Source organism: Roseateles sp. GW821-FHT09B06, from assembly GCF_059418245.1.
Window position 1 is genome coordinate 21,553 of the sequence record NZ_JBWKPM010000005.1, and the last position, 26,990, is coordinate 48,542.

At 69.1% G+C, this 26,990-nt stretch carries 25 protein-coding genes; 12 read left to right on the plus strand and 13 right to left on the minus strand.

All coding sequences use genetic code 11. From position 1 onward, the window contains the following. Positions 1-15 precede the first annotated feature (15 nt). The 3 genes from AC07OQ_RS06050 (at position 16) to AC07OQ_RS06060 (ending at position 2,209) form a co-directional block, all read left to right on the plus strand. On the plus strand, positions 16-318 hold the full coding sequence (locus AC07OQ_RS06050; protein ID WP_495052200.1) for a hypothetical protein: 303 nt from the start codon (positions 16-18) through the stop codon (positions 316-318). 63 nt (positions 319-381) lie between these two features. Then, on the plus strand, positions 382-1,362 hold the full coding sequence (locus AC07OQ_RS06055; protein WP_495052201.1) for a homoserine kinase: 981 nt from the start codon (positions 382-384) through the stop codon (positions 1,360-1,362). A 7-nt stretch (positions 1,363-1,369) separates the two neighbouring features. Continuing rightward, positions 1,370-2,209, plus strand: coding sequence for a BPSS1780 family membrane protein (locus tag AC07OQ_RS06060; protein ID WP_495052202.1), 840 nt, complete (start codon positions 1,370-1,372; stop codon positions 2,207-2,209). 22 nt (positions 2,210-2,231) lie between these two features. Here AC07OQ_RS06060 and AC07OQ_RS06065 read toward each other — a convergent pair whose 3' ends face one another. The 4 genes from AC07OQ_RS06065 to AC07OQ_RS06080 all read right to left on the minus strand — a co-directional run bounded on the left by AC07OQ_RS06065 (position 2,232) and on the right by AC07OQ_RS06080 (position 9,812). Then, the gene (locus AC07OQ_RS06065; protein WP_495052203.1) at positions 2,232-3,905 is read right to left on the minus strand and encodes an FAD-dependent oxidoreductase; all 1,674 of its coding nucleotides are present in this window, start codon (positions 3,903-3,905) and stop codon (positions 2,232-2,234) included. A 164-nt stretch (positions 3,906-4,069) separates the two neighbouring features. Continuing rightward, on the minus strand, positions 4,070-6,277 hold the full coding sequence (locus tag AC07OQ_RS06070; protein ID WP_495052204.1) for a PhoX family protein: 2,208 nt from the start codon (positions 6,275-6,277) through the stop codon (positions 4,070-4,072). Between the two features lie 102 nt (positions 6,278-6,379). After that, positions 6,380-7,354, minus strand: a complete 975-nt coding sequence (locus tag AC07OQ_RS06075) for a threo-3-hydroxy-L-aspartate ammonia-lyase (protein WP_495052205.1) — start codon at positions 7,352-7,354, stop codon at positions 6,380-6,382. Between the two features lie 49 nt (positions 7,355-7,403). After that, positions 7,404-9,812, minus strand: coding sequence for a UvrD-helicase domain-containing protein (locus tag AC07OQ_RS06080; RefSeq protein ID WP_495052393.1), 2,409 nt, complete (start codon positions 9,810-9,812; stop codon positions 7,404-7,406). A 94-nt stretch (positions 9,813-9,906) separates the two neighbouring features. On the opposite strand from AC07OQ_RS06080, the gene AC07OQ_RS06085 reads away from it, so the two are divergent. From AC07OQ_RS06085 to AC07OQ_RS06100, 4 genes are all read left to right on the plus strand, one after another. Further along, positions 9,907-10,881 carry a bifunctional helix-turn-helix transcriptional regulator/GNAT family N-acetyltransferase gene (locus AC07OQ_RS06085; protein WP_495052206.1) on the plus strand — a complete coding sequence of 325 codons (975 nt, stop codon included), beginning with the start codon at positions 9,907-9,909 and terminating at the stop codon, positions 10,879-10,881. Beyond that, complete coding sequence (locus AC07OQ_RS06090) at positions 10,862-11,266, plus strand: YchJ family protein (RefSeq protein WP_495052207.1); 405 nt, start codon at positions 10,862-10,864, stop codon at positions 11,264-11,266. Before AC07OQ_RS06085 ends, AC07OQ_RS06090 begins: the two co-directional genes overlap by 20 nt. A 387-nt stretch (positions 11,267-11,653) precedes the next feature. Next, positions 11,654-12,367, plus strand: a complete 714-nt coding sequence (locus AC07OQ_RS06095; RefSeq protein WP_495052208.1) for a pseudouridine synthase — start codon at positions 11,654-11,656, stop codon at positions 12,365-12,367. A gap of 96 nt (positions 12,368-12,463) precedes the next feature. Next, a complete protein-coding gene (locus AC07OQ_RS06100) occupies positions 12,464-12,859 on the plus strand; it encodes a GFA family protein (RefSeq protein ID WP_495052209.1) in 396 nt (131 codons plus the stop codon). 154 nt (positions 12,860-13,013) lie between these two features. Here the strand turns inward: AC07OQ_RS06100 and AC07OQ_RS06105 are convergent, their stop codons facing one another. The 3 genes from AC07OQ_RS06105 to AC07OQ_RS06115 are packed head-to-tail and all read right to left on the minus strand — an operon-like array spanning position 13,014 to position 14,708. Further along, positions 13,014-13,355 (minus strand): GNAT family N-acetyltransferase, encoded by a 342-nt coding sequence (locus AC07OQ_RS06105; RefSeq protein WP_495052210.1) that lies wholly within the window; start codon positions 13,353-13,355, stop codon positions 13,014-13,016. Continuing rightward, positions 13,352-14,434: a WD40/YVTN/BNR-like repeat-containing protein gene (locus tag AC07OQ_RS06110; protein ID WP_495052211.1), complete on the minus strand. Its 1,083-nt coding sequence runs from the start codon at positions 14,432-14,434 to the stop codon at positions 13,352-13,354. The genes AC07OQ_RS06105 and AC07OQ_RS06110 overlap by 4 nt, the downstream gene beginning before the upstream one ends. Before the next feature lie 4 nt (positions 14,435-14,438). Further along, entirely contained in the window at positions 14,439-14,708 is a 270-nt protein-coding gene (locus tag AC07OQ_RS06115; protein WP_495052212.1) for a MoaD/ThiS family protein, read from the minus strand. A 197-nt stretch (positions 14,709-14,905) separates the two neighbouring features. Between AC07OQ_RS06115 and rarD the strand changes: the two genes are divergently transcribed. After that, entirely contained in the window at positions 14,906-15,790 is an 885-nt protein-coding gene (rarD, locus tag AC07OQ_RS06120) for an EamA family transporter RarD (protein ID WP_495052213.1), read from the plus strand. Here rarD and ahpF read toward each other — a convergent pair. The 3 genes from ahpF to lysA form a co-directional block, all read right to left on the minus strand. Further along, the gene (gene ahpF, locus AC07OQ_RS06125; RefSeq protein WP_495052214.1) at positions 15,787-17,349 is read right to left on the minus strand and encodes an alkyl hydroperoxide reductase subunit F; all 1,563 of its coding nucleotides are present in this window, start codon (positions 17,347-17,349) and stop codon (positions 15,787-15,789) included. The genes rarD and ahpF overlap by 4 nt on opposite strands. Before the next feature lie 157 nt (positions 17,350-17,506). After that, positions 17,507-18,070 (minus strand): alkyl hydroperoxide reductase subunit C, encoded by a 564-nt coding sequence (gene ahpC, locus AC07OQ_RS06130; protein ID WP_495052215.1) that lies wholly within the window; start codon positions 18,068-18,070, stop codon positions 17,507-17,509. Between the two features lie 143 nt (positions 18,071-18,213). Continuing rightward, the gene (gene lysA, locus AC07OQ_RS06135) at positions 18,214-19,461 is read right to left on the minus strand and encodes a diaminopimelate decarboxylase (protein WP_495052216.1); all 1,248 of its coding nucleotides are present in this window, start codon (positions 19,459-19,461) and stop codon (positions 18,214-18,216) included. 104 nt (positions 19,462-19,565) lie between these two features. Here lysA and AC07OQ_RS06140 point away from each other — a divergent pair, with 104 nt between their 5' ends. After that, positions 19,566-20,483 carry a LysR family transcriptional regulator gene (locus tag AC07OQ_RS06140; protein ID WP_495052217.1) on the plus strand — a complete coding sequence of 306 codons (918 nt, stop codon included), beginning with the start codon at positions 19,566-19,568 and terminating at the stop codon, positions 20,481-20,483. Between the two features lie 3 nt (positions 20,484-20,486). On the opposite strand, the gene dxs is transcribed toward AC07OQ_RS06140, so the two are convergent. Genes dxs through AC07OQ_RS06155 form a run of 3 tightly spaced genes read right to left on the minus strand, consistent with a single transcriptional unit; the run spans position 20,487 to position 23,568 of the window. Further along, complete coding sequence (dxs, locus tag AC07OQ_RS06145) at positions 20,487-22,379, minus strand: 1-deoxy-D-xylulose-5-phosphate synthase (protein ID WP_495052218.1); 1,893 nt, start codon at positions 22,377-22,379, stop codon at positions 20,487-20,489. A gap of 47 nt (positions 22,380-22,426) precedes the next feature. Then, positions 22,427-23,332, minus strand: coding sequence for a polyprenyl synthetase family protein (locus AC07OQ_RS06150; protein ID WP_495052219.1), 906 nt, complete (start codon positions 23,330-23,332; stop codon positions 22,427-22,429). After that, a complete protein-coding gene (locus AC07OQ_RS06155; protein ID WP_495052220.1) occupies positions 23,317-23,568 on the minus strand; it encodes an exodeoxyribonuclease VII small subunit in 252 nt (83 codons plus the stop codon). Before AC07OQ_RS06155 ends, AC07OQ_RS06150 begins: the two co-directional genes overlap by 16 nt. A 301-nt stretch (positions 23,569-23,869) precedes the next feature. On the opposite strand from AC07OQ_RS06155, the gene AC07OQ_RS06160 reads away from it, so the two are divergent. From AC07OQ_RS06160 to AC07OQ_RS06170, 3 genes are all read left to right on the plus strand, one after another. Continuing rightward, positions 23,870-24,982: an aromatic ring-hydroxylating oxygenase subunit alpha gene (locus AC07OQ_RS06160; protein WP_495052221.1), complete on the plus strand. Its 1,113-nt coding sequence runs from the start codon at positions 23,870-23,872 to the stop codon at positions 24,980-24,982. A gap of 169 nt (positions 24,983-25,151) precedes the next feature. After that, positions 25,152-26,045, plus strand: a complete 894-nt coding sequence (locus AC07OQ_RS06165) for a DMT family transporter (protein WP_495052222.1) — start codon at positions 25,152-25,154, stop codon at positions 26,043-26,045. Next, complete coding sequence (locus AC07OQ_RS06170) at positions 26,042-26,902, plus strand: sulfurtransferase (protein WP_495052223.1); 861 nt, start codon at positions 26,042-26,044, stop codon at positions 26,900-26,902. The genes AC07OQ_RS06165 and AC07OQ_RS06170 overlap by 4 nt, the downstream gene beginning before the upstream one ends. Positions 26,903-26,990: the final 88 nt, after the last annotated feature.

Below are 26,990 nucleotides of genomic sequence, written 5' to 3' on the forward strand. Positions count from 1 at the left end.
TAGAATGGCAACATCATGCTGATGCGCCCCTCCCTCCCCCTGCTGCTGCTCGCCATGCTGGCCTGTGCCGCGTCCGCGGCCCGCGCCCTGGACGTGCCCGAGCCGCAGGTCAAGCAGATCGTGCTGGAGGACGACCATACCCGCGTCGAGGAACTGCGCGTGCGCGGCCAGACCCAGAAGGTCACGGTCCAGCCCAAGAACAGCAGGGCACCCGCCTACGAGATCATCGTCGGCGACGCCAGCCGCGACCTGTCCGCCGGTCCCGGCTCCTCCCGCGGCGCCGCCGGCCAGCGGGTCTGGCGCCTGCTGGATTTCTGAAGCGCAAGGGGCCCAGGTGCCCTGGCACCCCTGCTTTCCGCCCCGGCACGACCTTCCTCCGCAATGGCCGTCTTCACCGAAATTTCCCAGGCCCAGGCCCAAGCCCTGGCCGAGCGACTGAATCTGGGCCGGGTCACCGGCCTGCGCGGCATCAAGGCCGGCATCGAGAACACCAACTACTTCCTCAGCAGCACGCGGGGCGAGTATGTGCTGACGGTGTTCGAGCGACTGACGTTCGAGCAGCTGCCCTTCTACCTGCGCCTGATGCAGCACCTGGCGCGGCGCGGCGTGGCGGTGCCCGAGCCGCATGCCGACGCCGACGGCGAGCTGCTGTTCGAGCTGGCGGGCAAGCCCGCCGCCGTGGTGGACAAGCTGGCCGGCGGCCATCAGCTGGCGCCCGCCCTGTTCCACTGCCAGCAGGTGGGCGCCCAGCTGGCGCAGATGCATCTGGCCGGCCAGGACTTCCCGCTGCACCAGCCGAATCTGCGCGGCCTGGCCTGGTGGAGCGAGACCGTGCCGGTCGTGCTGCCCCATCTGACGCCGGCCCAAGCCCAGCTGATCGGCGCCGAGCTGGCCTTCCAGCAGCAGCTGGCCGTCTCCCACACCTATGCCGAGCTGCCGCGCGGGCCCATCCATGCCGACCTGTTCCGCGACAATGTGATGTTCGCGCCCGTCGAGGGCCAGCCCGGTCGCGAACGGCTGTCCGGCTTCTTCGACTTCTATTTCGCCGGCGTCGACACCTGGCTGTTCGATCTGGCCGTATGCCTGAACGACTGGTGCATCGATCTCGACGGCGGCCGGCTGGATGCGCCGCGCGCCCAGGCCTTCGTCGACGCCTACGAGAGCGTGCGGCCGCTCAGCGGCGCCGAACACCGCCTGCTGCCGGCGCTGATGCGTGCCGCGGCGCTGCGCTTCTGGATCTCGCGGCTGTGGGACTTCCACCTGCCGCGCGACGCCGCCCTGCTCAAGCCCCATGACCCCGGCCATTTCGAGCGCGTGCTGCGCGAGCGCGTGGCCGAGCCCTGGCATGCCCTGAAAGACTGATGTGACAATGCAACTGCATTTGCAGACCGTGCCCGCGCGCAACGGCGTGCTGTGGGTACGCCATGGCTTCAAGGTATTCCAGCGCCGGCCGCTGGCGATCACCGGCCTGTTCGCGCTGTTCCTGTTCGCCGGCCTGCTGCTGCTGCTGTTGCCGGTGCTGGGCTCGGTGCTGCTGCTGATGTCCCTGCCGCTGCTGAGCCTCGGCTTCATGCTGGCCACCCATCTGGTGCTGCAGAACCAGACGCCCACCGCCGCCGTGTTTCTGGCGCCGCTGAAGCTCACGCCGCAGCGCCGCAACACCCAGCTGGCGCTGTGCGGCGCCTATGCGCTGGCGACGGTGCTGGTGATGGTGTTGAGCAACTGGGTCGACGGCGGCAGCTTCGAGGCCTTCCAGAACCTGCTGGCCAAGCCCGAGTCCGACAGCCCGGCCTACGAGGCCGCGGTGCAGGCCGCGCTGGCCGACCCGCGTCTGCTCTGGGGCATGATCTGCCGGGTGTCGCTGGCGGCCCTGCTCTCGGTGCCCTTCTGGCATGCGCCGGCCCTGGTGCATTGGGGCGGCCAGGGCGCGCTGCAGGCGCTGTTCTCCAGCACCCTGGGCGTCTGGCGCAACCGCGGCGCCTTCCTGCTCAACGCGCTGTGCTGGCTGGCGCTGCTGCTGGGCCTGTCGCTGCTGCTGAGCCTGCTGATGAGCCTGCTGGGCCTGGTCCAGTTGCTGCCGATGCTGGCGCTGCCGCTGGGCCTGCTGCTGTCCAGCGTGTTCTACGCCTCGCTGTACTTCACCTTCGTCGACTGCTTCATGTTCGGCGCGCCGCGCGAGCTGCCCGGCGAGCATGCCCCGCGGGCCTGAGCGCGGGATCGCCCGGGGCCTGCTACCGAGCCGCCAGGTACTGGTGGAGCATCGCCACCACCGCCGCGCCCTCGCCGATCGCGGCGCCGACGCGCTTGACCGATCCGGCACGCACATCGCCGACCGCGAACACCCCCGGCACATTGGTTTCCAGGGCCCGCGGCGGCGGCTCGCCGGGCGTGGCGGCATCCGACCCGGTCAGCACGAAGCCGTGCCGGTCGACCCCCACGCCGCAGCCCTCCAGCCACCCGGTTTCCGGATCCGCACCGATGAACAGGAACAGGTTGCGGATGTCGCAGTCCCGCAGCTGGCCGTCGCGCCCGTCGCGCCAGCTGACGCCGGTCAGGCCGTTGGCCCGGTCGCCGCGCAGCGCGCACAGCTCCGTCTGCGTCAGCAGCTTGATATTGGGCGTGTTGGCGATGCGGTCGATCAGGTATTGCGACATGCTGGCCGACAGGTCCGGCCCGCGCACCAGCATATAGACCCGCTGCGCATGCTGGGCCAGATAGACCGCCGCCTGGCCCGCCGAATTGCCCCCGCCGACCAGCGCCACCTCGGATTGCGCGCATAGCGCGGCCTCGGAGGCCGAGGCCCAGTACCAGACGCCGCGCCCCTCCAGCTCGGCCAGGCGCGGCACCGCCGGCCGCCGGTAGCGGGCCCCGCTGGCGATGACGATGGCGCGGCCGCGCAGCCAGCGGCCGTCGCCGAGCTGCACGCGCAGCGGGCGATCGGGTTCGGCACGGCTGCAATCGAGGGTGCAGGCCTCGATCGGAATCATGACATCGGCGCCGAACTTCTGCGCCTGCACAAAGGCGCGGCCGGTCAGGGCCGTGCCGGAGATGCCGGTGGGAAAGCCGAGATAGTTCTCGATCCGGGCGCTGGCGCCCGCCTGCCCGCCGAAATGGCGGCCATCCACCACCGCCACCTGCAGGCCCTCCGACGCGGCATACACCGCCACCGCCAGGCCTGCCGGCCCCGCACCGACGACGAGGACGTCGTAGCACTCGGTGCGCTCGCGCGCATCCAGCATGCCCAGGCAGCGCGCCAGCTGGGCCTCGCTGGGATTGACCAGCACCACGCCGTTCGGGCAGACGGCCATCACGTCGTCGGCGGTGGCGCCGTACTGCTCCAGCATGGCCGAGGTGGCATCGCGCTCGCTGGGCGTCAGCTGCTGGTAGGGCTGGGCATTGCGGCGCAGAAAGCCCTGCAGCCGCAGCACCTGCGGCGACTGGGGACGTCCGATCAGCACCGGCCCGCTGGACTCGGCCTCGATCAGCAGCATCCGGCGCAGGATCAGCGCGCGCACGATGCGTTCGCCCAGATCGGCCTCGCCGATCAGCAGCGCATGCAGGCGAGAGGTCGGCACCAGCAGCACCTCGACCTCGTCCAGCGCCTCGGCGTCCGTCAGCGAAGCCGCACCGCCCAGCTGGCCGATCTCGCCCATGAACTCGCCGGGGCCATGTTCGACGATCGGTATCACCTGGCCCAGCCCGCTGCGCTGCTTGACCAGCACATGCCCCGAGAGCAGCACGAACAGACCCGGGGCCCGCTGCCCCGCGGTCTTCAGCAGCTCGCCGGGGCGGAAGCTGCGGCGTTCCCCGAAATGGGCCATCCGCTCGATCTCCTCCGGCCGCAACGGCGGAAACATCTGATGGCGGCGCTCGGCCGCCATCTGCTGCGCGGACTCGTGACTCATGTCGCCGATTGTTAGCCCAATCGGCCCGTCGCGGAAGCCGTCGAAGGCATCGCGGCCGGGCGCCGCGCAAGGACACGCCCGCTGCAGCGCGGACGCCCGGGAAACCGGGCTCGCCGCGGGCGCTGCCGACGCAGCCTCCGGACCGGCGAGCCCCGGGCAGGGCCTCAGCTGCCGATCACGCCGCCATCGTTCTTGGTGATCACGATGGTGGCCGAGCGCGGCCGGGCCGTGGCGCCGCCGGCGCCGTAGCCGGCATTGCCGGGCCAGTGGCTCAGGTATTTGCTCGGGTCGGTCACCGTGGCCGAGCTGATGGTCTCGCCCGGATGCTGGATGTTGATGAACAGGGTCTTGCCATCGGGCGTCTCGGCGCAGCCGGTGATCTCGCAGTCCGCCGGGCCGACCAGGAAGCGCTTCAGCGTGTCGGCCGTCGGCGCCTTGCCGACATAGGTGTCCACGCTCTTGCCGGTGTAGGCCAGGGTTTTCTTGGCGCCGTCGCCCACCGTGCCGGGGATACCGGCCAGCATCATGCAGTTCGTCTTGTCGGTGAAGGCACCGTCGTCGGTCTGGATCCAGCACAGGCCGGTGGCGCGGCTGAACCACAGGCCGTCGGGGCTGGACATGTCCTGGTCCTCGGTCAGCGAGGACAGGTTGACCAGGCCCTTGTCGGCGCCGGCCTCGGCGCCGAACAGGTAGACGTCCCACTTGAAGCCGCTGGCCGCGGCCTCGCCGGCAAGCTCGGCCACGCGGATGATGTGGCCGTTGACATTGCCGCTCTGCACCGTGGACGCGCCCTTGGTGTCCTGGTAGTAGCGCGGGTTGGCGGCGTCCACCGTGGCCAGCGTGCGGTTGGAGTTGTTGGTCAGCGTGAAGTAGACCTCGCCGGTGACCGGATGGCTGGCGCACCACTCGGGGCGGTCCATCTTGGTGGCGCCCACCGCGTCGGCGGCCAGGCGGGCGTTGACCAGCACATCGGCCTGGTCGGCGAACGCGTAGTTGGTCGCGGCCTTGATCGTGGCGTTGTTGATCGACAGCTCGATCCATTCGCCCGTGCCGTCGGCATTGAACTTGGCGGCGAACAGCTTGCCGGCATCCAGGTACTTGTCGCCGGTGGCGATGCGGTCGCTCGGGTTGGCATCGGCGGCGGCCCACAGGGCGGTGGACACCCACTTGTAGATGTATTCGCCGCGCGAATCGTCGCCCATATAGACGGCCAGGGGCTTGCCCTCGACCAGCTTGCTGAAGGCGGCGCTTTCATGCGCGAAGCGGCCCAGGCTGGTGCGCTTCTTGATGGCGCTGGTCTTGCTATAGGGATCGATCTCGACCAGGTAGCCGAAGGTGTTCAGCTCGTTGCGGTAGTCGTCCAGGCCGTCGGCCGAGGCGCCCTTCTTGGAGATGTCCCAGCGCGCGTACTTGTCGTCGCTGCCGCCGGTCTCCCAGCCATGGCGGCTGGCAGCGCCCTGGGCGCGGCCGTAGCGGTTCAGCGAGGTGACGCTCTTGTCGTTGCCGCGCGCCGTGTTGTCGGCCGCGCCGCGGGTGAAGTAGCCGGCCCAGTTCTCTTCGCCGGTCAGCGTGGTGCCCCAGGGCGTCGAGCCGGTGCCGCAGTTGTTCAGGGTGCCGCGGCCGGTCTTGCCGTCGGCCGAGAACTTGGTCTTCATCAGGGCCGAGCCGGCGGCGGCGCCCGACAGGGTCACGGCGCTCAGCGGCGTGATGCGGCGGTTGAAGGCCGAGTCCTTCACATAGGCGAAGGCCGCGCCGTTCTTCTTGACCTCGACCACCGAGACGCCATGCAGCGGCACCTCGCGGTCCACCTCGGCGGCCGGGCGCGGCAGGGTGTTGGTGCCGCCGGTGGCATGCACGAAGGCGGAGGCGCGCTCGCTGCCGTTGTGGCTGGTGGCCTCATGGTTCATCACCAGCAGGCCGCGCTCCGAACCCTTGGCGTCGGGCTTGCCGTCGGCCGCCAGGCCGAAATATTCCATGCCGTCGTGGTGGTCTCCGGCGCGGTTCTCGAAGTCACCGTCCGTGCCGTCGTTCTTGTAGGCGCTGGTGGCGGCGCTCAGCGGATCGCCCAGCGCGTAGATCACGCTGGCGGTGTAGCCGGCCGGCACGACCACGGCGTCGGCCAGGCTCTTGGCCACGGCCGCGAAACCCAGCTTGTCCAGGGGCTTGACGGGGGTGCTCGTGTCGTCGTCATCGCCGCCACCGCAGGCCGACAGGCCGATGCCGCCGAACACGGCCGCAGCGGCGCTGCCGATGGCGCCGCGCAGGATCGAGCGGCGCGCCAGGCGGGCCTGCAGCACGCTCTGGAAGGTCTCGTTGGCGCTGTTGTTGTGGTCGATCTCGTCGGGGTCGATGTAGGGATTCTGTTGCGACATGGACTGCTTCCTCTGGCTGTTGCTGGAAGCAGCGCAGTCTGCGCATGGGCCATGAAACATCCATGACCGCCCCGTGACGGCGGCATGACAGCCGCACACCACTCAACAATCCCGCGGCCCCTGCAGCAGTTCGCACAAGCGCGGCAGGTCCACATTTCCGCCGCTCAGCAGCACGCCGACGCGCTGGCCGCGCAGTGCCTCCTTCATCGTCGCGGCGCCGGCGAAGCCCAGGCAGCCGGTCGGCTCCACCACCAGCTTCATGCGCGAGGCGAAGAAGCGCATGGCCTCGACCAGCTGGGCGTCGGACGCGGTCAGGAGCTCGTCGACCTCGCGCCGGATGATCGCGAAGTTGCGTTCGCCCAGATGCTGGGTCTGCGCGCCGTCGGCAATCGTCTGCGGCGTGTCGATGTGCACGATCCGCCCGGCCCGCAGCGACCGCTGGCCGTCGTTGCCGGCCTCGGGCTCGACGCCATAGAGCTTGCAGCCCGGCGCCAGCGCGCGGGTGGCCAGCGCCGTGCCGGCCAGCAGGCCGCCGCCGCCCAGCGGCACGAAGAGCGCGTCGAGCGCGCCCAGCTCCTCGAACAGCTCCAGCGCCGCCGTGCCCTGGCCGGCGATCACGTCGGCATGGTCGAAGGGCGGCACCAGGGTCAGGCCTTGCTCCTCGGCCAGCCGGCGGCCGATCTGCTCGCGGTCCTCCTTGAAGCGGTCATAGATCACCACCCGGCCGCCATAGCCGCGCGTGGCCTCGATCTTGGCGGCGGGCGCGTCCTGCGGCATCACGATGGTGGCCGGCATGCCCAGCAGCCGCGCCGACAGCGCGATCGCCTGCGCATGGTTGCCCGAGGAAAAAGCCACCACGCCGGCACGCCGCTGGGCGGCATCGAAGCGTGACAGCGCATTGAAGGCGCCGCGGAACTTGAAGGCGCCGATGCGCTGCAGGTTCTCGCATTTGAAGAACAGCTGGGCGCCGAAGGCCTCGTCGGCCTGGCGCGAGCGCAGCACTGGCGTGTGGTGGGCATGGCCGCGGATGCGTTCGGCGGCGGCCCGGACGTCCTGGAAGCTGGGGAGATCCGTCATGAACATCGCCCGAAGTTGAGCAGCGGCCATCCTAGCGCCGCACCCTGCCTCAGTCGATCGGCGTCAGCTTGGCCACGCTCAGCGCCAGCCACTTCATGCCATGGCGGCCGAAGTTCACCTGGGCGCGCGCATCCGCCCCGCTGCCCTCCAAGGTGACCAGCACGCCCTCGCCGAACTTGGTGTGGAACACGCCCTTGCCGACCCTCAGGCCGCCATGCTCCTCGTCGACCTTCTTGGTCATCGAGGGCGGCACCGGGGCGCTGACCCAGGCGGCCTTCTCGTTGCTCTGCGCGCGATGGCCCGCTCCCACCATGGACTTCAGCCCCGAGCCGCGCGACCAGGCGTCCTGGTACTCCTTCGCGAAGCCCGAGCCGAAGCCCTGGTTGCGCGGCGTCAGCCATTTCAGCGCGGCCTCGGGCAGCTCGTCGAAGAAGCGGCTCTTGACGTTGTAGCGGGTCTGGCCATGCAGCATGCGGGTCTGGCAGAAGCTGATGTACAGGCGCTGGCGCGCCCGCGTGATCGCCACATACATCAGGCGCCGCTCCTCCTCCAGCCCGTCGGTGTCGGAGAGCGAGTTCTCGTGCGGGAACAGGCCCTCCTCCAGGCCGGTGATGAAGACCGCGTCGAACTCCAGGCCCTTGGCCGAGTGCACGGTCATCAGCTGCACCGCGTCCTGGCCGGCCTGGGCCTGGTTGTCGCCGGCCTCCAGCGAGGCATGGGTCAGGAAGGCGGCCAGCGGCGACATGATCTCGCCGGTCTCGGCGTCGGGCGTCACGGCGGCCGCCGCGATCGCGTTGGGCAGACCTTGCGCGATCTCACCGGGCGAATGTTCGTCCACCGGCAGCGCGATCGCGTCCTTGCCGAAGCCCTCCTGGGTGACGAAGGCCTCGGCGGCGTTCACCAGTTCGGCCAGGTTCTCAAGCCGCTCGGCGCCTTCCTTCTCGGTGCGGTAGAAGTCCGCCAGGCCCGAGCTCTCGACCACCTGCTCGATGATCTCGCGCAGGGTCAGGCCCTGCGTCAGATTGCGCATCGAGTCGACCAGGTTCAGGAAGGCGGCCAGCTTGGCGCCCGCCGCGCCCGTCACCGCACCGACGCTCTGGTAAAGGCTGCGGCCCGAGCTGCGCGCCGCGTCCTGCAGCTGCTCGATGGTGCGCGCGCCGATGCCGCGGGTCGGGAAGTTGACGACGCGCAGGAAGCTGGTGTCGTCGTTGGCGTTCTCGATCAGGCGCAGGTATGCCAGCGCATGCTTGACCTCGGCGCGCTCGAAGAAGCGCAGGCCGCCGTAGACGCGATACGGGATGCCGGCATTGAACAGCGCCGATTCGATCACGCGCGACTGCGCATTGCTGCGGTAAAGCACCGCGATCTCCTGGCGCGCCATGCCGGCCCGGTGCAGGGCCTGGGCCTCCTCGATCAGCCATTGCGCCTCGTTGAAGTCGCTGGCCGCCTCCTGCACGCGGATCGGCTCACCCGGGCCGGCCTCGGTGCGCAGGTTCTTGCCCAGGCGCCGGCTGTTGTTGCTGATCAGCGCATTCGCGGCGTCGAGGATATTGCCGAAGCTGCGATAGTTCTGCTCCAGCTTGATCACGCGCTTGACCTTGTACTCGCGCTCGAAGTCGGCCATATTGCCGACCCGCGCGCCGCGGAAGGCGTAGATGCTCTGGTCGTCGTCGCCCACCGCGAACACGGCCTGGCCGCGGCCCGCATGGGACGGCGGCGCGAACATCTTCAGCCAGGCGTATTGCAGCTTGTTGGTGTCCTGGAACTCGTCCACCAGCAGGTGCTGGAAGCGGTGCTGGTAATGCTCGCGCACCGCCTGGTTGTCGCGCATCAGCTCATAGGAGCGCAGCATCAGCTCGGCGAAATCCACCACGCCCTCGCGCGCGCATTGGTCCTCGTAGGCCTGGTAGATCTGCACCAGGGTCTTGGTCTGCTCGTCGCGCTGCTCGATGTCCTTGGGGCGCAGCCCGTCCTCCTTGGCGCCGGCGATGAACCAGCCCACCTGCTTGGGCACGAAGCGCTCCTCGTCGAGCTTCATCGCCTTGATGACGCGCTTGATGGCCGAGACCGTGTCGCCCGAGTCGAGGATCTGGAAGCCCTGCGGCAGGCCTGCCAGCTTCCAGTGCGCGCGCAGGAAGCGGTTGCACAGGCCGTGGAAGGTGCCGATCCACATGCCGCGCACGTTCACCGGCAGCAGGGTCGAGAGGCGCGTCACCATCTCCTTGGCGGCCTTGTTGGTGAAGGTCACGGCCATCACGCCGCCGGGCGAGACCTGGCCGGTCTGCATCAGCCAGGCGATGCGGGTCGTCAGCACCCGGGTCTTGCCCGAGCCGGCGCCGGCCAGGATCAGGCTCGGTTCGGCCGGCGCGGTGACGGCCGCGTACTGCTCGGGGTTCAGGTTCTTCAGCAGGCCGCCGGAGGCCGGGGTCGCCGCCGGCGCGGCCGGCTCGGCGAACATGTCTTCTTGGGGGGGCAGACTCATGCCCGCATTCTAAAGTCCGGCCCTCGGTCAATTACTTGCCAAAAGCAAGCATCTGCTCGATGATGGACGCATGGATGCACATGCCGAACCCGTCGCCGCCGTCCGGGCCTTCAACCGCTTCTACACCCGCCGCATCGGCGTGCTGGACGAGGGCCTGTCCCGGACCGAATTCAGCCTGGCCGAGGCGCGCCTGCTGTGGGAACTGGCGCATGCGAGCGCCCCCGTCGGCGCCAGCCAGCTGGCGCGCGAGCTGCGGCTGGACCTGGGCTATCTGAGCCGGCTGCTGAAGGGCCTGCGCGAGCGCGGCCTGATCAAGGCGCGCGCCAACCCGGCCGATGCGCGGCAAAGCCTCTTGAGCCTGACGGCCGCCGGCAAGCGCGCCTTCGCGCCGCTGGACCAGGGCAGCCAGGCCCAGACGGCCGAGATGCTCGCGCGGCTCAGCACACCACAGCAGGACAAGCTGCTGCGCTCGCTGTCTCGCGTGCGGCGCCTGCTGGGCGAGGAGCCGGCCGGCGAGCCGCGGCTGCGCCCGCTGCAAAGCGGCGATCTCGGCTGGGTGATCGGCCGCCACGGCGCACTCTATGCGCAGGAGTTCGGCTGGGACCTGCGCTTCGAGGCCTTGGTGGCACAGATCGCCGCGCAGTTCGTCGAGCGCTTCGACCCGGCGCGCGAGGCGGGCTGGATCGCCGAACGCCAATGGGAGGGAGACAGCGAACGCCTGGGCTGCGTCTTCCTGGTCCAGGCCCGCGACGAGGCCACGGGCCGGCCCGAAACCGGCGTGGCCCAGCTGCGCATGCTGTTGCTGGAGCCCGAGGCACGCGGCCTGGGCCTGGGCAAGCGCCTGGTGGCGAGCTGCACGGCCTTCGCGCGCCAGGCCGGCTACGCGCGTATCCGGCTCTGGACCAACAGCCTGCTCACGGCCGCCCGCGGCATCTACCAGGCCGAGGGCTACCGTCTGGTCGCCAGCGAGGCCCACCACAGCTTCGGGCATGATCTGGTCGGAGAGACCTGGGAACTGAAGCTGGATGAGGACAAGAACACCTGAGCCCTGCCCCTGCGGCCGGCCCGCGAGCTACGCGCAATGCTGCGGCCGCTGGCACCAGGCCTTCGCCGCCGGTCAGGGCCTGCTGGCCCCCGATGCCGAGGCGTTGATGCGTTCGCGCTACAGCGCCTTCGTACTGGGCCTGGGCGACTATCTGCTGGCCAGCTGGCATGCCAGCACGCGGCCGGCGAGCCTGGCACCCGACGAGCCGGGGCTGAAATGGCTGGGCCTGGAGGTCAAGCGGCACGAGCGCCAGGACGAGACGCATGCGACGGTCGCCTTCGTCACCCGCAGCAAGCTGGGCGGGCGCGCGCATCGGCTGGCGGAGACCAGCCGCTTCGTGCGCGAGGATGGGGGCTGGTATTACGTGGACGGGGATCTGGGCTGAGACGGAACCGAGGTCGGTCCCGAGGAGCGACCGACGCCCGTCGAAGGACCGGCCATGTCTTGCATGGCCGGGCTGGGTAGGCTCAGCCGAGCCGCTGGCGCGGCGGCCAAGCCGGCGTCTCGCGGCCCAGCAGCTTCAGCATCCAGGCCTGCACCGCGGCGAGAAGCGGTCGATGTCCGACGGTATAGGTCTTGGGCATGGTGTACTCCTGGGAGCCTGCGGCTGGAAGCAATGATGAGGCTTGGCGATGACAGAATTCTTTCGGGGCCTCATCCCCCTGTCACTCCCCCCTTATGGGGCTAACCCTGTAATGCGACCGCTTTTCGCCCGAATCCGGGCCTCGAGCCCCTGAAGCCGGGGACCGGCGCCAATTCCGTCACGCGATCGATGTTGCTAAAAATCCTCCACGCCGACGCGCACCTCGTCGCGATCGACAAGCCCGCCGGCCTGCTGGTGCACCGCACGGCGCTGGACGCGCACGAAGAGGTCTTCGCGCTGCAGTTGCTGCGCGACCAGCTGGGCCGGCCGGTCTGGCCGGCGCACCGGCTGGACAAGGGCACCTCGGGCCTGCTGCTGTTCGCCCTGTCGGCCGAGGTGGCCTCGCTGCTGGGACAGGCCTTCGAGAGCGGTGCCATGGCCAAGCGCTACCTGGCCCTGGTGCGCGGCTGGCCGGCCGCCAGCGAGGGGCTGATCGACCATGGGCTGGCGCGCGACCCCGAGCGTGCCTCGGCCGGCCAGGAGCTGCTGCCGGCACGCACCGCCTGGACGCGGCTCGCCCGCGTCGAATGGCCGCTGGCCAGCGATGCGCGTTTTCCCACCACCCGCGGTGCCTTGCTGGAATGCCGGCCCGAAAGCGGCCGGCGCCACCAGATCCGCCGTCACCTGAAGCACATCGCCCATCCGATCATCGGCGACGCCACCCATGGCAAGGGCCCGCTGAACCGCGCGCTGGCCGGCCATCTGGGCCAGCAGCGCCTGTGGCTGCATGGGCTGGAGCTGGCGCTGACCCATCCGGTCAGCGGCGCGCCCCTGCTGCTGCGCGCGCCGCCCGGGCCGGAATGGCAGATGCTCAGGAGCCAGGGGGACTGGAGCGACGGCTGACTCGTCAAGGCCTCGACGGCCTGTGCCGACTGCCGCCGAGCAGGGCTGCAACAGCGGTTATTGTTCTGCCATCGATCACTACAAGCCCTCGCCCGTATGTCTCAGCGCCTCGCATCCTGCAGTTGCGGTCAGCTCACGGCCCAGGTCGTCGGCAAGCCGGTACGCGTCTCCATCTGCCACTGCCTGGCTTGCCAGCGCCGGACGGGCAGCGTTTTCGGCCAGCAGGCCAGGTTCCGTCGCGAGAACGTGTCGCTTTCGGGCATGTCATCCGAGTACGTACGGATTGGCGACGAAGGCTCCCGCGTCAGATTCCATTTCTGCCCCCGTTGCGGATCGACCGTCTACTACGAGCCCGAGGGCTTGGAGGAGTACCTCGCCATCCCCGTCGGGGCGTTCGCCGATCCGAGCTTCCCGGCGCCGAGCATCTCCGTCTACGAGGAGCGGATGCACGGCTGGGTCGTTCCGCCGGCAGACGCGGAGCACATTCCCTGAGGGCTACCGCCAGACCGGGCTTAGGCCGAAGCCACCGTCGGCTTCGCAGCGTGAGCGCCTCCCTTGCGGGCCGGGGGGGGCGAGCCACGACCGTCGCTTGGTCGACTCTTCGGCGCGGGCCGTCAACGGCTGCCTTCGTCCGCACCGAGCCCAACTAGCCGCGCCACGGGGTCGGATCGTGCGGGTGATCGCGCGCCAGCAGCGCATGCATTTCCAGATCCTCATGCCGGCCGCCCCAGAAGGCCACCTCGCGCAGCAGGCCCTCGCGGCGAAAACCCAGGCCCTCGACCAGGTGCAGCGAGGACAGGTTGTTCGGCCAGCCGGCTAACACCTCGACCATGCGCTCGGCCTCGGCCAGGCTGCGCAGCGGGTCGCTGCCGAACCAGCGCATCGCTTCGGCGTCGCCATGGATCTCGAACAGGGCCGGCGCGTCGGCCGGCGTCAGCTCGCGCAGCAGCAGCCGCTCGGTCTGCAGGGTCGGGAAGTCATCGCTCATGCGCCGAAGCGTAAGGCATAGATCGGCGGCAGCCCGCGCGAGACCTCGGTCCAGCTGTCGCCCGCGTCATCGCTGGACCAGAGGCCGCCGGTGGTGCTGCCCATCAAGAGGCGCTGGCCGCTGCCGTCCACCGCCAGGCCATGGCGGTAGATCAGCTCGTAGCAATGCTCTTGCGGCAACCCGCTGCGCAGCACCTCGAAGCTCCTGCCGCCGTCGCGCGTGCGGGTCACGCACAGCGCCGCATCGACCGGCACGCGCTTCTCGTCCTTGACGGCCGGCACGAACCAGGCGGTGTCCGGGTCCGTCGGATGGGCCGCCACCGCGAAGCCGAAGCTGGAAGGTCGGGCCTGCAGCTCCTGCCAGGAGGCGCCGTTGTCGGCCGAGCGCCAGATGCCGCAATGGTGCTGGCACCACAGCACCTCGGGCGCGCCCTCGCAGCGCTGGATGCGGTGCGGGTCCTGGATGTTCTGGTCTTCCTGCTGGCCGGGCGGCATGAAGTCGGCGCGCATGCCGGCGGCGCGCAGCGCCCAGTTCGCGGCCCCATCGGTCGTGCGCCAGGCGCCGCCGCAGGAGATGCCCAGCAGCATCTCGTCGGGCCGGCCCGGATAGGGGCAGATCGAGTGGATGCCCGGCGCGTCATAGCCGCCGCCGAACCAGCCGAGCCGCTCGGGCCGCTGCCACAGCGATTCGACCAGCTGCCAGCTCACGCCCTCGTCGACGCTCTTGAACAGGCCGCCGGGAATCGTGCCCGCCCACAGCGCGCCTGCGCCGTCGCGCTCCAGCGACCAGACCTGCTGCAGCTTCCAGGCCGGCCCCTCGGCGCCCTCGGGCTGCTCCGGGTAGCAGGGCACGGCCAGTTCGGTCCAGGTCCTGCCGCCATCGTCCGAGCCCTGCAGCTTGCTGCCGAAATGGCCCAGGTTCAGCGCCGCGAGCATGCGCCCCCCGGCCTTCGCTGCCGGCAGCAGCATGCTGACCGGCTCGGCCAGGAAGCTGACGTTGGCGATGTCCCAGCCGCCACCGGCGCGGTGGCGCAGCTCGAACAGGCCCTTGCGGGTCGCGACCCAGGCGGTATCACTCATGGCATCAACCTCCGGACAAGGCTTGCAGGACATGGACCCGGCTCGCGGGCTCCAGCGGATCGCTCAAGGCCCGCGGATCGCGCAGGCGGCGGCCGTCGATGAAGATCGCCACATTGGCGCGCAGATGGCCCTGGTCGTCCAGCACATAGCCGCGCAGCCGCGGATTGGCGGCGAAGGCGGCCTCCAGCCCCTCGCGCACGGTGGCGGCCGGGGTTTCGACCTCGGGGGTTTCGACGAAACGGCGCAACTGGGGCGTGAACACGATGCGGGCCATGGGCAGATGGTGCCCCCGCGGGACGCGCCGCGATAGAGGGAAGATCGGGAGCAGAAAGATGCCGGCCGATGTCGAAAACCGGGCGGCACAAACGTCGCACGGCCCATGACCCGCCTGCGCCCAGGGTCGCACCGGAACGGCAGAATCGCGGGCCAGGCTCGGCAGCATGCCGGGCCGCAAAGGGAGTAGTTCTTTTCATGAATCCCGGCATCGCCTATGCCGCCCTCGCCTATCTGTGCTGGGGCCTGTTTCCGCTCTATTTCAAGCGGCTGGCCGATGTGCCGGCGCTGGAGGTGGTGGCACACCGCACCCTGTGGTCGCTGTGCTTTGTCGCCCTGCTGCTGACCCTGCTGCGGCGCTGGCACTGGGCCCCCGCCGTGCTGCGCCAGCCGCGGGTGCTGGGCCTGTTCCTGCTGTCGGCCGGCCTGCTGGTGCTCAACTCGCTGACCTATGTCTGGGCGGTCCAGCATGACCATGTGCTGGAGGGCAGCCTGGGCTACTTCATCAACCCGCTGATCAATGTGGCGCTGGGCTTCCTGTTCCTGCGCGAGCGGCCGCGGCCGGTGCAGTGGCTGGCGCTGGGACTGGCGGCCTTCGGCGTGCTGTGGCTGACCGTGCAGACCGGGCGGGCGCCCTGGATCGCGCTGGTGATTGCCTTCAGCTTCGGCTTCTACGGCCTGGTGCGCAAGACCGCCCCGCTGGGCGCCCTGGAGGGCCTGACCCTGGAGACCCTGCTGATCGCGCCGGTGGCCGCCGCCGCGCTGGCGCTGTGGACCCTGCAGGGCCACAGCGCCTTCGCCAGCGGCGAACCGCTGCGCATCGGCTGGCTGCTGCTGGCCGGGCCGCTGACGGCCGTGCCCCTGCTGCTGTTTGCCGCCGGGGCCAGGCGCCTGCCGCTGAGCACCCTGGGCCTGATCCAGTACATCTCGCCCACCATGCAGTTCCTGCTGGGCGTCTGGCTGTTCCACGAGCCGCTGGCGCCGGCGCGCCTGGTGGCTTTTGCCTGCATCTGGGCAGCGCTGGCGATCTACAGCCTGGAGGGGCTGTGGAGCAGCCGGCGCGCCACCCCGGCCCCGGCTTAGTTACGGATCAGGTGGTCGAAGGCGGCGAGCGCGGCCTTCGCGCCATCGCCGGCGGCGATGATGATCTGCTTGAAGGGCACGGTCGTCGCGTCGCCGGCGGCGAACACGCCCGGCACCGAAGTCTGGCCCTTGGCGTCGACGATGATCTCGCCATGCTTGGAGAGCTCCACCACGCCGCGCAGCCACTCGGTGTTGGGCACCAGGCCGATCTGCACGAACACGCCTTCCAGCTCGATGCGCTTGGCCGCGCCGGTGGCCCGGTCGGTGTAGTTCAGGCCGTCGAGCTTGCCGGCCGCGCCGGTGAACTCGGTGGTCTGGGCCTGCTTGATGACGGTGACATTGGCCAGGCTTTCCAGCTTGCTCACCAGCACCGCGTCGGCGCGCAGCGCATCGCCGTATTCCAGCAGGGTGACATGGGCGACCAGGCCGGCCAGGTCGATCGCGGCCTCGACGCCGGAATTGCCGCCGCCGATCACCGCGACGCGCTTGCCCTTGAACAGCGGGCCGTCGCAATGCGGGCAGTAGGCCACGCCCTTGTTCTTGTATTCCTGCTCGCCGGGCACGTTGACGTTTCTCCAGCGCGCGCCGGTGCTCAGGATCACGGTCTTGGCCTTCAACGAGCCGCCGTTGGCCAGCTGCACCTCGACCAGGCCGCCCGGCGCCGCGGCCGGGATCAGCTTGTCGCCGCGCTGCAGATTCATCACGTCGACGCCATAGGCCTTCACATGGGCTTCCAGGCCCATCGCGAACTTGGGGCCGTCGGTCTCCAGCACCGAGATGTAGTTCTCGATCGCCAGCGTGTCGTTGACCTGGCCGCCGAAGCGCTCGGCGGCGATGCCGGTGCGGATGCCCTTGCGGGCCGCATAGACGGCCGCCGCGGCACCGGCCGGGCCACCGCCGACGACCAGCACGTCGAAGGCTTCCTTGGCCGAGAGCTTGGCGGCGTCCTTGTCCGCCGCGCCGCTGTCCAGCTTGGCGACGATCTCTTCCACCGTCATGCGGCCCGAGCCGAAGGGCGCGCCGTTCAGCCAGGTGGCGGGCACGGCCATGATCTCGCGGCCGTTGACCTCGTCCTGGAACAGGCCGCCGTCGATCACGACGGTCTTGACCCTGGGATTCAGCACCGACATCAGCGACAGCGCCTGCACCACGTCCGGGCAGTTGTGGCAGGTCAGGGACATATAGACCTCGAAGGCGTAGTCGCCATCCAGGGCCTTGATCTGCTCGATCACGTCCGGCTCGACCTTGGGCGGATGGCCGCCGGTCCACAGCAGGGCCAGCACCAGCGAGGTGAACTCGTGGCCCAGCGGAATCGCGGCAAACCGAAGATTCGGCAGGCTTTGCTCGGTGCCGGTGCGCTTCAGGCTGAAGGACGGGCGACGGGCGTCCTGGCCGTCGGTCCGCAGCGTGATCTTGTCGGACATCGCGGCGATGTCCTGCAGCAGCTGCTGCATGTCGCGGGAGCTCTCAGAGTCGCTCAGGGAAGCCTCGATCTCGAACGGCAGGGTGACGCGCTCCAGGTAGGCCTTGAGCTGGGCCTTCAGGGTGTCGTCCAACATGGTGTGCTTCCTTTTCTGAATTCAAGCGACTTTGAGAACCGGCCCCCCTTGCGAAAAAAGTGGCGGCCAGGGGCCTCCCCGGCGAGCCGCCTGGGCTCGCGGGGATGGCTTCAAGAGGGTGGTGAGGACGGGCCTCAACACGGGTCGGGGCCGAGACTTAGATCTTGCCGACCAGGTCCAGCGACGGGGCGATGGTCTTGGCGCCTTCGTTCCACTTGGCCGGGCAGACCTGGCCGGGGTTCTTGGCGGTGTACTGGGCAGCCTTCAGCTTGCGCAGGGTTTCCTTGACGTCGCGGGCAATCTCGTTGGAGTGGATCTCGGCGGTCTTGATCACGCCGTCCGGATTGATCACGAAGGTGCCGCGCAGCGCCAGGCCTTCTTCCGGGATGTGCACGCCGAAGGCGTTGGTCAGCGTGTGGGTCGGGTCGCCGACCAGGGGGAACTTGGCCTTGCCGACGGCCGGCGAGGTCTCGTGCCAGACCTTGTGCGAGAAATGCGTGTCGGTCGTGACGATGTAGACCTCGGTCTCGGCCTTCTGGAACTCGGCGTAATGCTCGGCGGCGTCTTCCACTTCGGTCGGGCAGTTGAAGGTGAAGGCGGCGGGCATGAAGATCAGCACGGACCATTGACCCTTCAGCGAGGCTTCGGTCACTTCCACGAACTTGCCGTTGTGGAAGGCTTGGGTCTTGAAGGGCTGGACTTGGGTGTTGATCAGGGACATTGAGTAACTCCGCTAGGGGTTGATGGAATGGGATGAATCATATCGATCCCTATCGGCCCTTAGGTTTGGTTAATCAAATCGCCCTCATTGCCTGCGCCTATTGAAGCAAGCTATTGCTCGAAAATTGTGCGATAGCAATAACTTCAGGCTTCCAGGGCCAGCAATTCCTCCACCGTCTGGCGGCGCCGGATCAGCCTCGCCGAGGCCGGGTCCTGGCCCTCCAGCAGCAGCTCGGCGATCAGCGGCCGGCTGTTGTAGTTGCTGGACATCGAGGCGCCGTAGGCCCCGGTGTCGTGGATCACCAGCAGATCGCCGACGCGCGCCTCGGCCAGTTCGCGCGGTACCACCACGCCGCCATCCTCCTGGGTAAAGACGTCGCCGGACTCGCACAGCGGGCCGGCCACCACGGTCGGACGTGGGGCGCGCGTGGCGTCGCCGTCCCCGGCCAGCAGCTCCATCGCATGGAAGCTGCCGTACATGGCCGGGCGCATCAGCTCGTTGAAGCCGGCGTCGACCAGCACGAAGTGGTTCATTCCGGCATTCTTGGTGGCGCGCACCTCGGCCAGCAGCAGGCCCGATTCGGCCACCAGGAAGCGGCCGGGCTCGATCTCCAGATGCAGGGCATGGCCGACGATGCCCTCGGCCTGCTTGCGCGCGGCGTCCCAGAGCCCGAAGTAATGGGCGGTGTCGATCACCGCGCCGCCCTCGCGGTAGGGGATCGACAGGCCGCCGCCGGCCGAGATGGCCATCAGATCATGGCCCGCGGCGCGGGCCTGGCGCACCAGCTCCACCATCGCACCGCAGACCTGGGCCAGATGCCCGTAGTCGACGCCGGAGCCGATATGCATGTGCAGGCCCACCAGCCTCAGCCCCTGCGCCCGGATCACCTCCAGCGCCGCGCCCAGCTCGCTGTGCCAGATGCCATGCTTGCTGTGCTCGCCACCGGTATTGGTCTTGTTGCTGTGGCCATGGCCGAAGCCGGGGTTGATGCGCAGCCAGACCGGATGGCCGGGCGACACGGCGGCCAGCTGACCCAGCATGTCGATCGAGCCGGCGTTGACCGGCACGCGATGCTCGACCACCGTGGCCAGGGTCTCGCGGTCCAGCAGGTCGGCGGTGAAGACGATTTCGCCGTCGTGGCCGGCGCGGTAGCCGGCGGCCAGCGCGCGCAGGATCTCGCCGCGCGACACCGCGTCGACCTTGACGCCCTGCTCGCGCATCAGGCGCAGGATATGGATGTTGGAACAGGCCTTCTGGGCAAAGCGCACGGTGTCGAAGGCCTGCAGGGCCGCGATGCGCGCCTTGATCACGGCCGCGTCATAGACCCACAGCGGCGTGCCGAAGCGCTCGGCCAGGTTCCGGAGCAAGGGGGCGGAGATCGGACGGGGCATGGCGATATCGGGATGAGGAAGATTGCGGCGAGCATGCCAGCCTCTATCCATTCATTCAAATGCTTTAATTTTCACGACTAATCCAATTTTGATATGGTCTAGTCATGATCAGCCATCGCCATATCGAGGTCTTCCGCGCCGTGATGACGGCCGGCAGCGTGACCGGCGCCGCCGCCCTGCTGCACAGCAGCCAACCCACGGTCAGCCGCGAGCTGGCCCGGCTGGAGCAGCTGCTGGGCTACGCGCTGTTCGAGCGCCAGCAGGGCCGGCTGCGCGCCAATGCGCGGGCGCTGGCCCTGTTCGAGGAGGTGGAGCGCAGCTTCCAGGGTCTGGCCCGGGTGGTGGAGCGCGCCGCGCGGCTGGGCCGCGCCGAGGAGGCGCGGCTGTCGGTGCTGTGCCTGCCGGCGCTGAGCCATGCGCTGCTGCCGGCCGCCTGCGCCCGCTTCCTCGATCGGCATCCGGGGGCCGAGCTGGCGATCACCCCGCAGGAATCGCCGCTGCTGGAGGAATGGATGGGGGCGCAGCGCTTCGACCTGGGCCTGTCCGAGTCGGGCCAGCCGGTGCCGGGCACGCGGCTCACGCCGCTGCTGCAATTGGACGAGGTTTGCGTGCTGCCCGCCGGCCATCCGCTGCTGGCCAGACCGGTGCTGGAGCCGGCGGACTTTGCCGGCGAGGCCTTCGTCAGCCTCTCGCCCGAAGACCCCTACCGGCGTCAGCTCGACGCGCTGTTCGCCGAGGCGGGCGTCGCGCGGCGGCTGCGCGTCGAGACGCACAGCGCGGTGGCCGTCTGCGCGCTGGTGCAGGAGGGCTTGGGCCTGGCCATCATCAATCCGCTGAGCGCGCTGGCCTGCGCCGGGCCGGGGCTGGCACTGCGGCGCTTCGCGCGCTCGGTGCCGTTCCGGGTCAATGCCCTGCTGCCCGAATTCAGGCCGGCGCAGCCGCTGGCGCTGGACCTGCTCGACAGCCTGCGCGAAACGGCCGCGGCCCTGCCGGACCGGCTGGCCGCGGCCGTTCTCTGCTGACCCTTACTGATTGGCGGCCCGGGCCAGGGTCGGGCGGGCGCCGAAGCGTTTCAGGATGCTCTGCTCGATGCCGGCGGCATCCAGGCCGCACAGGGACATCAGCTTGGCCGGGTCGCCATGCTCGACGAACTCGTCGGGCAGGCCCAGCTGCAGCACCGGCAGGTTCAGCCCGGCGGCCTGCAGCGCCTCCAGCACCGCGGAACCGGCGCCGCCCATCACGCAACCGTCCTCCAGCGTGACGATGGCCTCATGCGTGCGCGCCAGCTCGGCCACCAGCTCGGTGTCCAGGGGCTTGACGAAGCGCATGTTCGCCACCGTCGCATCCAGGCTCTCGGCCGCCTTCAGGGCCGGGTACAGCAGGGTGCCAAAGGCCAGGATCGCGATACGCGAACCGCGGCGGCGCACCTCGCCCTTGCCCCAGGGCAGGGCCTGCATCTCCTTCTGCACCGCCACGCCGACCCCGCTGCCACGCGGATAGCGCACGGTCGCCGGCCCCTGATGCTGGAAGCCGGTGAACAGGGCCTGGCGGCACTCGTTCTCGTCCGCCGGGGTCAGCACGGCCATATTGGGAATGCAGCGGGTGAAGGCGATGTCGTAGTTGCCGGCATGGGTCGCGCCATCGGCGCCGACCAGGCCGGCACGGTCCAGCGCGAACACGACCGGCAGATTCTGGATCGCCACGTCGTGCACCAGTTGGTCGTAGGCGCGCTGCAGGAAGGTGGAATAGATCGCCACCACCGGCTTCAGCCCCTCGCAGGCCAGGCCGGCGGCAAAGGTGATCGAATGCTGCTCGGCAATGCCGACATCGTGATAGCGGGTCGGGAAGCGCTTGTGGAACTCCACCATGCCCGAGCCCTCGCGCATCGCCGGCGTGATGCCGACCAGGCGCTTGTCCTGCTCGGCCATATCGCACAGCCAGTCGCCGAACACCTGGGTGAAGGTGGGCTTGGGCGGCGTGACCGGCTTGACGAAACCGACCGCCGGGTCGAACTTGCCCGAGGCGGCGTGATACTTGACCGGGTCGGCCTCGGCCAGCTTGTAGCCCTGCCCCTTCTTGGTCACCACATGCAGGAACTGCGGGCCCTTCTTGCCGCGCAGGTTCTCCAGCGTGGGAATCAGCGAATCGAGGTCATGGCCGTCGATCGGGCCGACATAGTTGAAGCCGAACTCCTCGAAGATCGTGCCGGGCACGACCATGCCCTTGGTGTGCTCCTCGAAGCGGCGCGCGAACTCGTACAGCGGCGTGTTCTTCAGCACCGACTTGGCGCCCTCGCGCGCGGTGGCGTAGAACTTGCCGCTCATCAGGCGCGCCAGATACTTGTTCAGCGCGCCGACCGGCGGGCTGATCGACATGTCGTTGTCGTTCAGGATCACCAGCACGTCGCCCAGCAGGCCGCCATGCGAGACGCCGGCATTGTTCAGCGCCTCGAAGGCCATGCCGGCCGTCATCGAGCCGTCGCCGATGATGGCCACGGCCTTGCGATCCTCGCCCTTGAGCTTGGCGGCCATCGCCATGCCATGCGCGGCCGAGATCGAGGTGCTCGAATGGCCGGTGCCGAAGGTGTCGTACTCGCTCTCGTCGCGGCGCGGGAAGCCGCTGATGCCGCCCAACTGGCGCAGCGTGCCCATGCTGTCGCGCCGGCCGGTCAGCACCTTGTGCGGATAGGTCTGGTGGCCCACGTCCCAGACCAGGCGGTCATGGGGCGTGTTGAACACGTAGTGCAGCGCGATGGTCAATTCCACCGTGCCCAGGTTGGAGCCCAGATGGCCGCCGGTCTTGGAGACCGACTCCAGCACATAGGCGCGCAGCTCGTCGGCCAGCCGGCCCAGATCCGCGCGCGGCAGGCGGCGCAGATCGGAGGGGCTGTTGACGGTCTTCAGCAAGGCGTAGTTCATGGCCATTCCCGCCTTTCTTCCTCAGTTGTAGCGCAACCGACCACCGGTCAGTTGTCCCGCTCGACGACCTTGTCGGCCAGCAGGCTCAGCCAGGCCGTGTTGGGCAGGCCGCTGCGCGCCAGCGCCCGATGCGCTTCGTCGCGCAGCAGGTCGGCATAGCGCCGCGCCGCATCCAGACCCAGCACCGATACATAGGTCGGCTTGTTGGCATCCTGATCCTTGCCGGCGGTCTTGCCCAGCATTTCGGAATCCTGCGTCACGTCGAGGATGTCGTCCACCACCTGAAAGGCCAGACCGATGGCCGCGCCATAGTCGGACAGGGCCTCCCAGGCCTGGGCATCGATCGCTCCACAGGCCGCACCCATCAGCACGCTGGCCTGCAGCAGCACGCCGGTCTTGCGGCGGTGCATGTCGCGCAGCGACCGCTCGTCCAGCGTCTTGCCGATGCTCGCCAGATCGATGGCCTGGCCGCCGGCCATGCCGGCATGGCCCGAGGCACGGGCGAGCAACGCACAGAGCTTGGCCTGCAGCGCCGGCTCCACGCCCTGCTCCGGGGTCAGCACCTCGAAGGCCAGGGCCTGCATCGCATCGCCGGCCAGCATCGCCTGGGCTTCGCCGAAGGCCACATGCACCGTCGGCTTGCCGCGGCGCATCACATCGTTGTCCATGCAGGGCATGTCGTCATGCACCAGCGAATAGGCATGGATCAGTTCGACCGCGCAGGCCGCGCGCAGCGCCGCCTCGTTCGCACCCTGGACCGCGTCGCAAGCGGCCAGCACCAGCAAGGGGCGCAGACGCTTGCCACCGCCCAGCACCGCATAGCGCATCGCCTCGCCCAGACCGGCCGGGGCCGCGGCGGGCACCCAGGCGTCCAGCGCCTCTTCGTACACACGCAGCGAACGCTGCACCCATTGTTCAAACACTCCAGCATCCACGCTTAAGAGTCCTCCCATGACTTCATTTCCCCGCCCTCCAGCACCTTGACTTGTTGTTCTACGGCCTGCAAACGGGCGCGGCAGAAGCCCAGCAACTCCGCCCCGCGCTTATAGCTGTCCAGCAACTGCTCCAGCGGCAGCTGGCCGGCCTCCATGGACGCTACCAAACGCTCCAGCTCCTCGAGCGCATGCTCGTAACTGAGCGCAACCGCGTCCTTGGACGCGTTCTTGGCGGCGGCTGAGGCTTTGGTCATTTCGGAACGTGAAACCGGCAATTGTAGTGGGGCCTATCCGGAACCAGGATTCGCCCACAAGTAGGGCTGTCAGGCTTGCGCCACAGCAAAGGGGCCTGAACTTGCTTATTCCGGCCGGGCGGGGCAGCCCATGGTGCCGCGCCGACATGGGTACAATCCCGCCCTCGCCCAAGCCGCAGCCGCGGTCAGGCAGTTTCACCACCCGCCCGGCGCCGCCGGGCATTGACACAAACCCGGTGCCTCGCCTTCAGCCATGGCCACCGGGGGGTTGACATTGGTTTCTTGGAGACCCTCTTGGATCATGTCCGACCTGAGCATCACTCTCTCGGCGCTTGAACGCAGCAAGACCCAGCTGCCCGTTACCTCCTACTTCGATGAGGATCTGTTCCGCAGGGAACAGGAACTGATCTTTCAGCATGGTCCCCGCTACCTCGGACACGCCCTGGCCGTGCCCGAGGTCGGCGACCACTATGCCCTGCCCCAGGAGGGCGAGGGGCGCGCCATCGTGCGCACCGCCGAAGGGCTGGAGCTGATCTCCAACGTCTGCCGCCACCGCCAGGCGGTCATGCTCAAGGGCCGCGGCAACACCGGCCGCAACGTCGTCTGCCCGCTGCACCGCTGGACCTACGACCTCAAGGGCCAGCTGATCGGCGCGCCGCATTTCGAGCAGGACCCCTGCCTGAACCTGAACCGCTACCAGATCAGCGCGTGGAACGGCCTGCTGTTCGAGGCCAATGGCCATGACGTGGCCGCCCATCTGGCCAAGCTGGGCCCGGCGGCGGAGCTGGATTTCAGCGGCTATGTGCTGGACAAGGTCCATGTGCACGAGTGCGACTACAACTGGAAGACCTTCATCGAGGTCTATCTGGAGGACTACCACGTCGGCCCCTTTCACCCGGGCCTGGGCCAGTTCGTCACCTGCGAAGACCTGGCCTGGGAGTTCGGCCGCCACCATTCGGTGCAGACCGTCGGCATCAACAAGGCCCTGACCAAGCCCGGCTCGGCCACCTATGCCAAATGGCACGAGCAGGTGCTGCAGTTCAGCGGCGGTGTGCCGCCCAAGCAGGGCGCGATCTGGCTGACCTACTATCCGCACATCATGGTGGAGTGGTATCCGCAGGTGCTGGTGGTCTCCACCCTGCACCCCAAGGGCCCGCAGAAGACCACCAATATCGTCGAGTTCTACTACCCCGAGGAGATCGCCGCCTTCGAGCGCGAGTTCGTCGAGGCCAATCAGGCCGCCTATATGGAGACCTGCATCGAGGACGACGAGATCGCCTTGCGCATGGATCAGGGCCGGCGCGCCCTGATGGAGCGCGGCGACAACGAGGTCGGCCCCTACCAGAGCCCGATGGAAGACGGCATGCAGCATTTCCACGAGTGGTACCGCCGCGAGATGAAGTTCGGCGGCTGAAAAAGGCCCACCCCCTACGCGCTGCGCGCGCCCCCTCAAGGGGGCGAGTCCGGCGGACCGGCAAAGCCGGATCCGCGGACTCCGCTGGGTAATACAGCAGCATCGCCAAACGCCCCGCGCAGCCCGCTGCCGGGGCGTTTTTGCTGGCGCGGCGCCACAATGCGGCCCCATGCCCGCCTCGCTGATGATGATCGCCGCCACCCTGCTGTTCGCCACCATGGGGGTATGCGTCAAGCTGGCGTCCGAGTTCTACGACGCCAGCGAGATCGTGATGTACCGCAGCCTGATCGGCGTCGCGCTGATGTCCGGGCTGGCGCGCGTGCAGGGCCAGACCCTGCGCACCGCGGTGCCGGCCATGCATTTCTGGCGCAGCCTCTCCGGCGTGCTGGCCCTGTCGCTGTGGTTCTATTCGATCGGCAAGCTGCCGCTGGCCACCGCGATGACCCTGAACTACATGTCCTCGGTCTGGATGGCGCTGTTCCTGATCGGCGGTGCGGTGATGCTGGGCAGCGCGCGGGTCGACGGTCGCCTGGTCGGCGCCGTGCTGCTGGGCTTCGTCGGCGTGGCCCTGATCCTGCGGCCGACGATCGACCAGCAGCAGCTCTGGCATGGCCTGGCCGGCCTGCTGTCCGGCATGCTGTCGGCGCTGGCCTATCTGCAGGTCACCTCGCTGGGTCGCGCCGGCGAGCCCGAGATCCGCATCGTGTTCTATTTCTCGGCGGGCGGCGTGATCGCCGGCGCCCTCAGCACCCTGGCCGCCGGCGAATGGCATGCCCATGGCCTCAAGGGCGCCGCCCTGCTGCTGGCCGTCGGCCTGCTGGCCACCACGGCCCAGCTGCTGATGACGCGCGCCTATGGCACCGGCAAGACCCTGGTCAACGCCAGCCTGCAATACTTGGGCATCGTGTTCTCTTTCATCTATGGTGTGGCCCTGTTCAAGGATGCCATCACCTGGAGCGCGCTGGCCGGCATGGCGCTGATCGTCGGCGCCGGACTGGCCGCCACCCTGCTGCGCGCGCGCAGCACCCCCAAGGACAGCCAACATTCCGTCACCGAATCATGAGCGACGCTTACCAAACCCTGATCTCCGTCTCCCAGCTGCAGGCCCTGCGGGCTGGCGCCCGCCCGCTGCTGCTGCTGGACCTCGGCTTCGACCTGGCCGACACCGCCGCCGGCGAAACTGCCCATGCCCAGGGCCATCTGCCCGGCGCCCATTACCTGCACCTGGACCGCGACCTGAGCGCGCCCAAGACGGGCACCGATGGGAAGTTCCGGGGCCGCCACCCGCTGCCCGAGCGCATGGCCTTCGCCGCGCGCCTCGCCGGCCTGGGCCTGAATGCCGACACCCAGGTGGTCTGCTACGACGCCCAGGGCGGCGTCTACGCGGCGCGCGCCTGGTGGATGCTGCGCTGGCTGGGGCACGGCGCGGCGGCCGTGCTGGACGGGGGCCTGCAGGCCTGGACGGCCGCAGGGGGAGCCCTGGAAACCGCCGTGCCGACGGCCCATGCCGGAGACTTCCGGCCCGGCACTCCGCTGGTCGAGGCCCTGGACGCCGACACGCTGCAGGCCGGCCTGGGCCGCTTGCGCCTGATCGATGCGCGCGCGCCGGAGCGCTTTCGTGGCGAGGTCGAGCCGCTGGACCGCCAGGCCGGCCATATCCCCGGCGCCAGCAACCGCCTGTTCAAGCTGAACCTGGCCGAGAACGGCCTGTTCAAGCCCGCCGCGCAGCTGAAGCAAGAATTCGAGGCCCTGCTGCCCCCGCAGGACGCCGCGGGCGTGGTGCACCAGTGCGGCTCGGGCGTCACCGCCTGTCACAACCTGCTGGCCATGGAATATGCGGGGCTGCTAGGCTCAAAACTCTATCCGGGCTCCTGGAGTGAATGGTCGGCCGATCCGCGCCGCCCGATTGCAAAAGCCTGACGCAAGAACCTGACGGCCCATGCCCAAAGACCAAGGCTTGACGTAAAGCAAGACAAGCGCGCTCGCGCGAGGCAAGATAACTCCAGGG

What these genes read in the sequence shown, in the direction of transcription:
- AC07OQ_RS06050 (WP_495052200.1), top strand. Translation starts at nt 16, where the DNA reads ATGCTGATGCGCCCCTCCCTCCCCCTGCTGCTGCTCGCCATGCTGGCC.
- AC07OQ_RS06055 (WP_495052201.1), top strand. Translation starts at nt 382, where the DNA reads ATGGCCGTCTTCACCGAAATTTCCCAGGCCCAGGCCCAAGCCCTGGCC.
- AC07OQ_RS06060 (WP_495052202.1), top strand. Translation starts at nt 1,370, where the DNA reads ATGCAACTGCATTTGCAGACCGTGCCCGCGCGCAACGGCGTGCTGTGG.
- AC07OQ_RS06065 (WP_495052203.1), bottom strand. Translation starts at nt 3,905, where the DNA reads ATGAGTCACGAGTCCGCGCAGCAGATGGCGGCCGAGCGCCGCCATCAG.
- AC07OQ_RS06070 (WP_495052204.1), bottom strand. Translation starts at nt 6,277, where the DNA reads ATGTCGCAACAGAATCCCTACATCGACCCCGACGAGATCGACCACAAC.
- AC07OQ_RS06075 (WP_495052205.1), bottom strand. Translation starts at nt 7,354, where the DNA reads ATGACGGATCTCCCCAGCTTCCAGGACGTCCGGGCCGCCGCCGAACGC.
- AC07OQ_RS06080 (WP_495052393.1), bottom strand. Translation starts at nt 9,812, where the DNA reads ATGTTCGCCGAGCCGGCCGCGCCGGCGGCGACCCCGGCCTCCGGCGGC.
- AC07OQ_RS06085 (WP_495052206.1), top strand. Translation starts at nt 9,907, where the DNA reads ATGGATGCACATGCCGAACCCGTCGCCGCCGTCCGGGCCTTCAACCGC.
- AC07OQ_RS06090 (WP_495052207.1), top strand. Translation starts at nt 10,862, where the DNA reads ATGAGGACAAGAACACCTGAGCCCTGCCCCTGCGGCCGGCCCGCGAGC.
- AC07OQ_RS06095 (WP_495052208.1), top strand. Translation starts at nt 11,654, where the DNA reads ATGTTGCTAAAAATCCTCCACGCCGACGCGCACCTCGTCGCGATCGAC.
- AC07OQ_RS06100 (WP_495052209.1), top strand. Translation starts at nt 12,464, where the DNA reads ATGTCTCAGCGCCTCGCATCCTGCAGTTGCGGTCAGCTCACGGCCCAG.
- AC07OQ_RS06105 (WP_495052210.1), bottom strand. Translation starts at nt 13,355, where the DNA reads ATGAGCGATGACTTCCCGACCCTGCAGACCGAGCGGCTGCTGCTGCGC.
- AC07OQ_RS06110 (WP_495052211.1), bottom strand. Translation starts at nt 14,434, where the DNA reads ATGAGTGATACCGCCTGGGTCGCGACCCGCAAGGGCCTGTTCGAGCTG.
- AC07OQ_RS06115 (WP_495052212.1), bottom strand. Translation starts at nt 14,708, where the DNA reads ATGGCCCGCATCGTGTTCACGCCCCAGTTGCGCCGTTTCGTCGAAACC.
- rarD (WP_495052213.1), top strand. Translation starts at nt 14,906, where the DNA reads ATGAATCCCGGCATCGCCTATGCCGCCCTCGCCTATCTGTGCTGGGGC.
- ahpF (WP_495052214.1), bottom strand. Translation starts at nt 17,349, where the DNA reads ATGTTGGACGACACCCTGAAGGCCCAGCTCAAGGCCTACCTGGAGCGC.
- ahpC (WP_495052215.1), bottom strand. Translation starts at nt 18,070, where the DNA reads ATGTCCCTGATCAACACCCAAGTCCAGCCCTTCAAGACCCAAGCCTTC.
- lysA (WP_495052216.1), bottom strand. Translation starts at nt 19,461, where the DNA reads ATGCCCCGTCCGATCTCCGCCCCCTTGCTCCGGAACCTGGCCGAGCGC.
- AC07OQ_RS06140 (WP_495052217.1), top strand. Translation starts at nt 19,566, where the DNA reads ATGATCAGCCATCGCCATATCGAGGTCTTCCGCGCCGTGATGACGGCC.
- dxs (WP_495052218.1), bottom strand. Translation starts at nt 22,379, where the DNA reads ATGAACTACGCCTTGCTGAAGACCGTCAACAGCCCCTCCGATCTGCGC.
- AC07OQ_RS06150 (WP_495052219.1), bottom strand. Translation starts at nt 23,332, where the DNA reads ATGGGAGGACTCTTAAGCGTGGATGCTGGAGTGTTTGAACAATGGGTG.
- AC07OQ_RS06155 (WP_495052220.1), bottom strand. Translation starts at nt 23,568, where the DNA reads ATGACCAAAGCCTCAGCCGCCGCCAAGAACGCGTCCAAGGACGCGGTT.
- AC07OQ_RS06160 (WP_495052221.1), top strand. Translation starts at nt 23,870, where the DNA reads ATGTCCGACCTGAGCATCACTCTCTCGGCGCTTGAACGCAGCAAGACC.
- AC07OQ_RS06165 (WP_495052222.1), top strand. Translation starts at nt 25,152, where the DNA reads ATGCCCGCCTCGCTGATGATGATCGCCGCCACCCTGCTGTTCGCCACC.
- AC07OQ_RS06170 (WP_495052223.1), top strand. Translation starts at nt 26,042, where the DNA reads ATGAGCGACGCTTACCAAACCCTGATCTCCGTCTCCCAGCTGCAGGCC.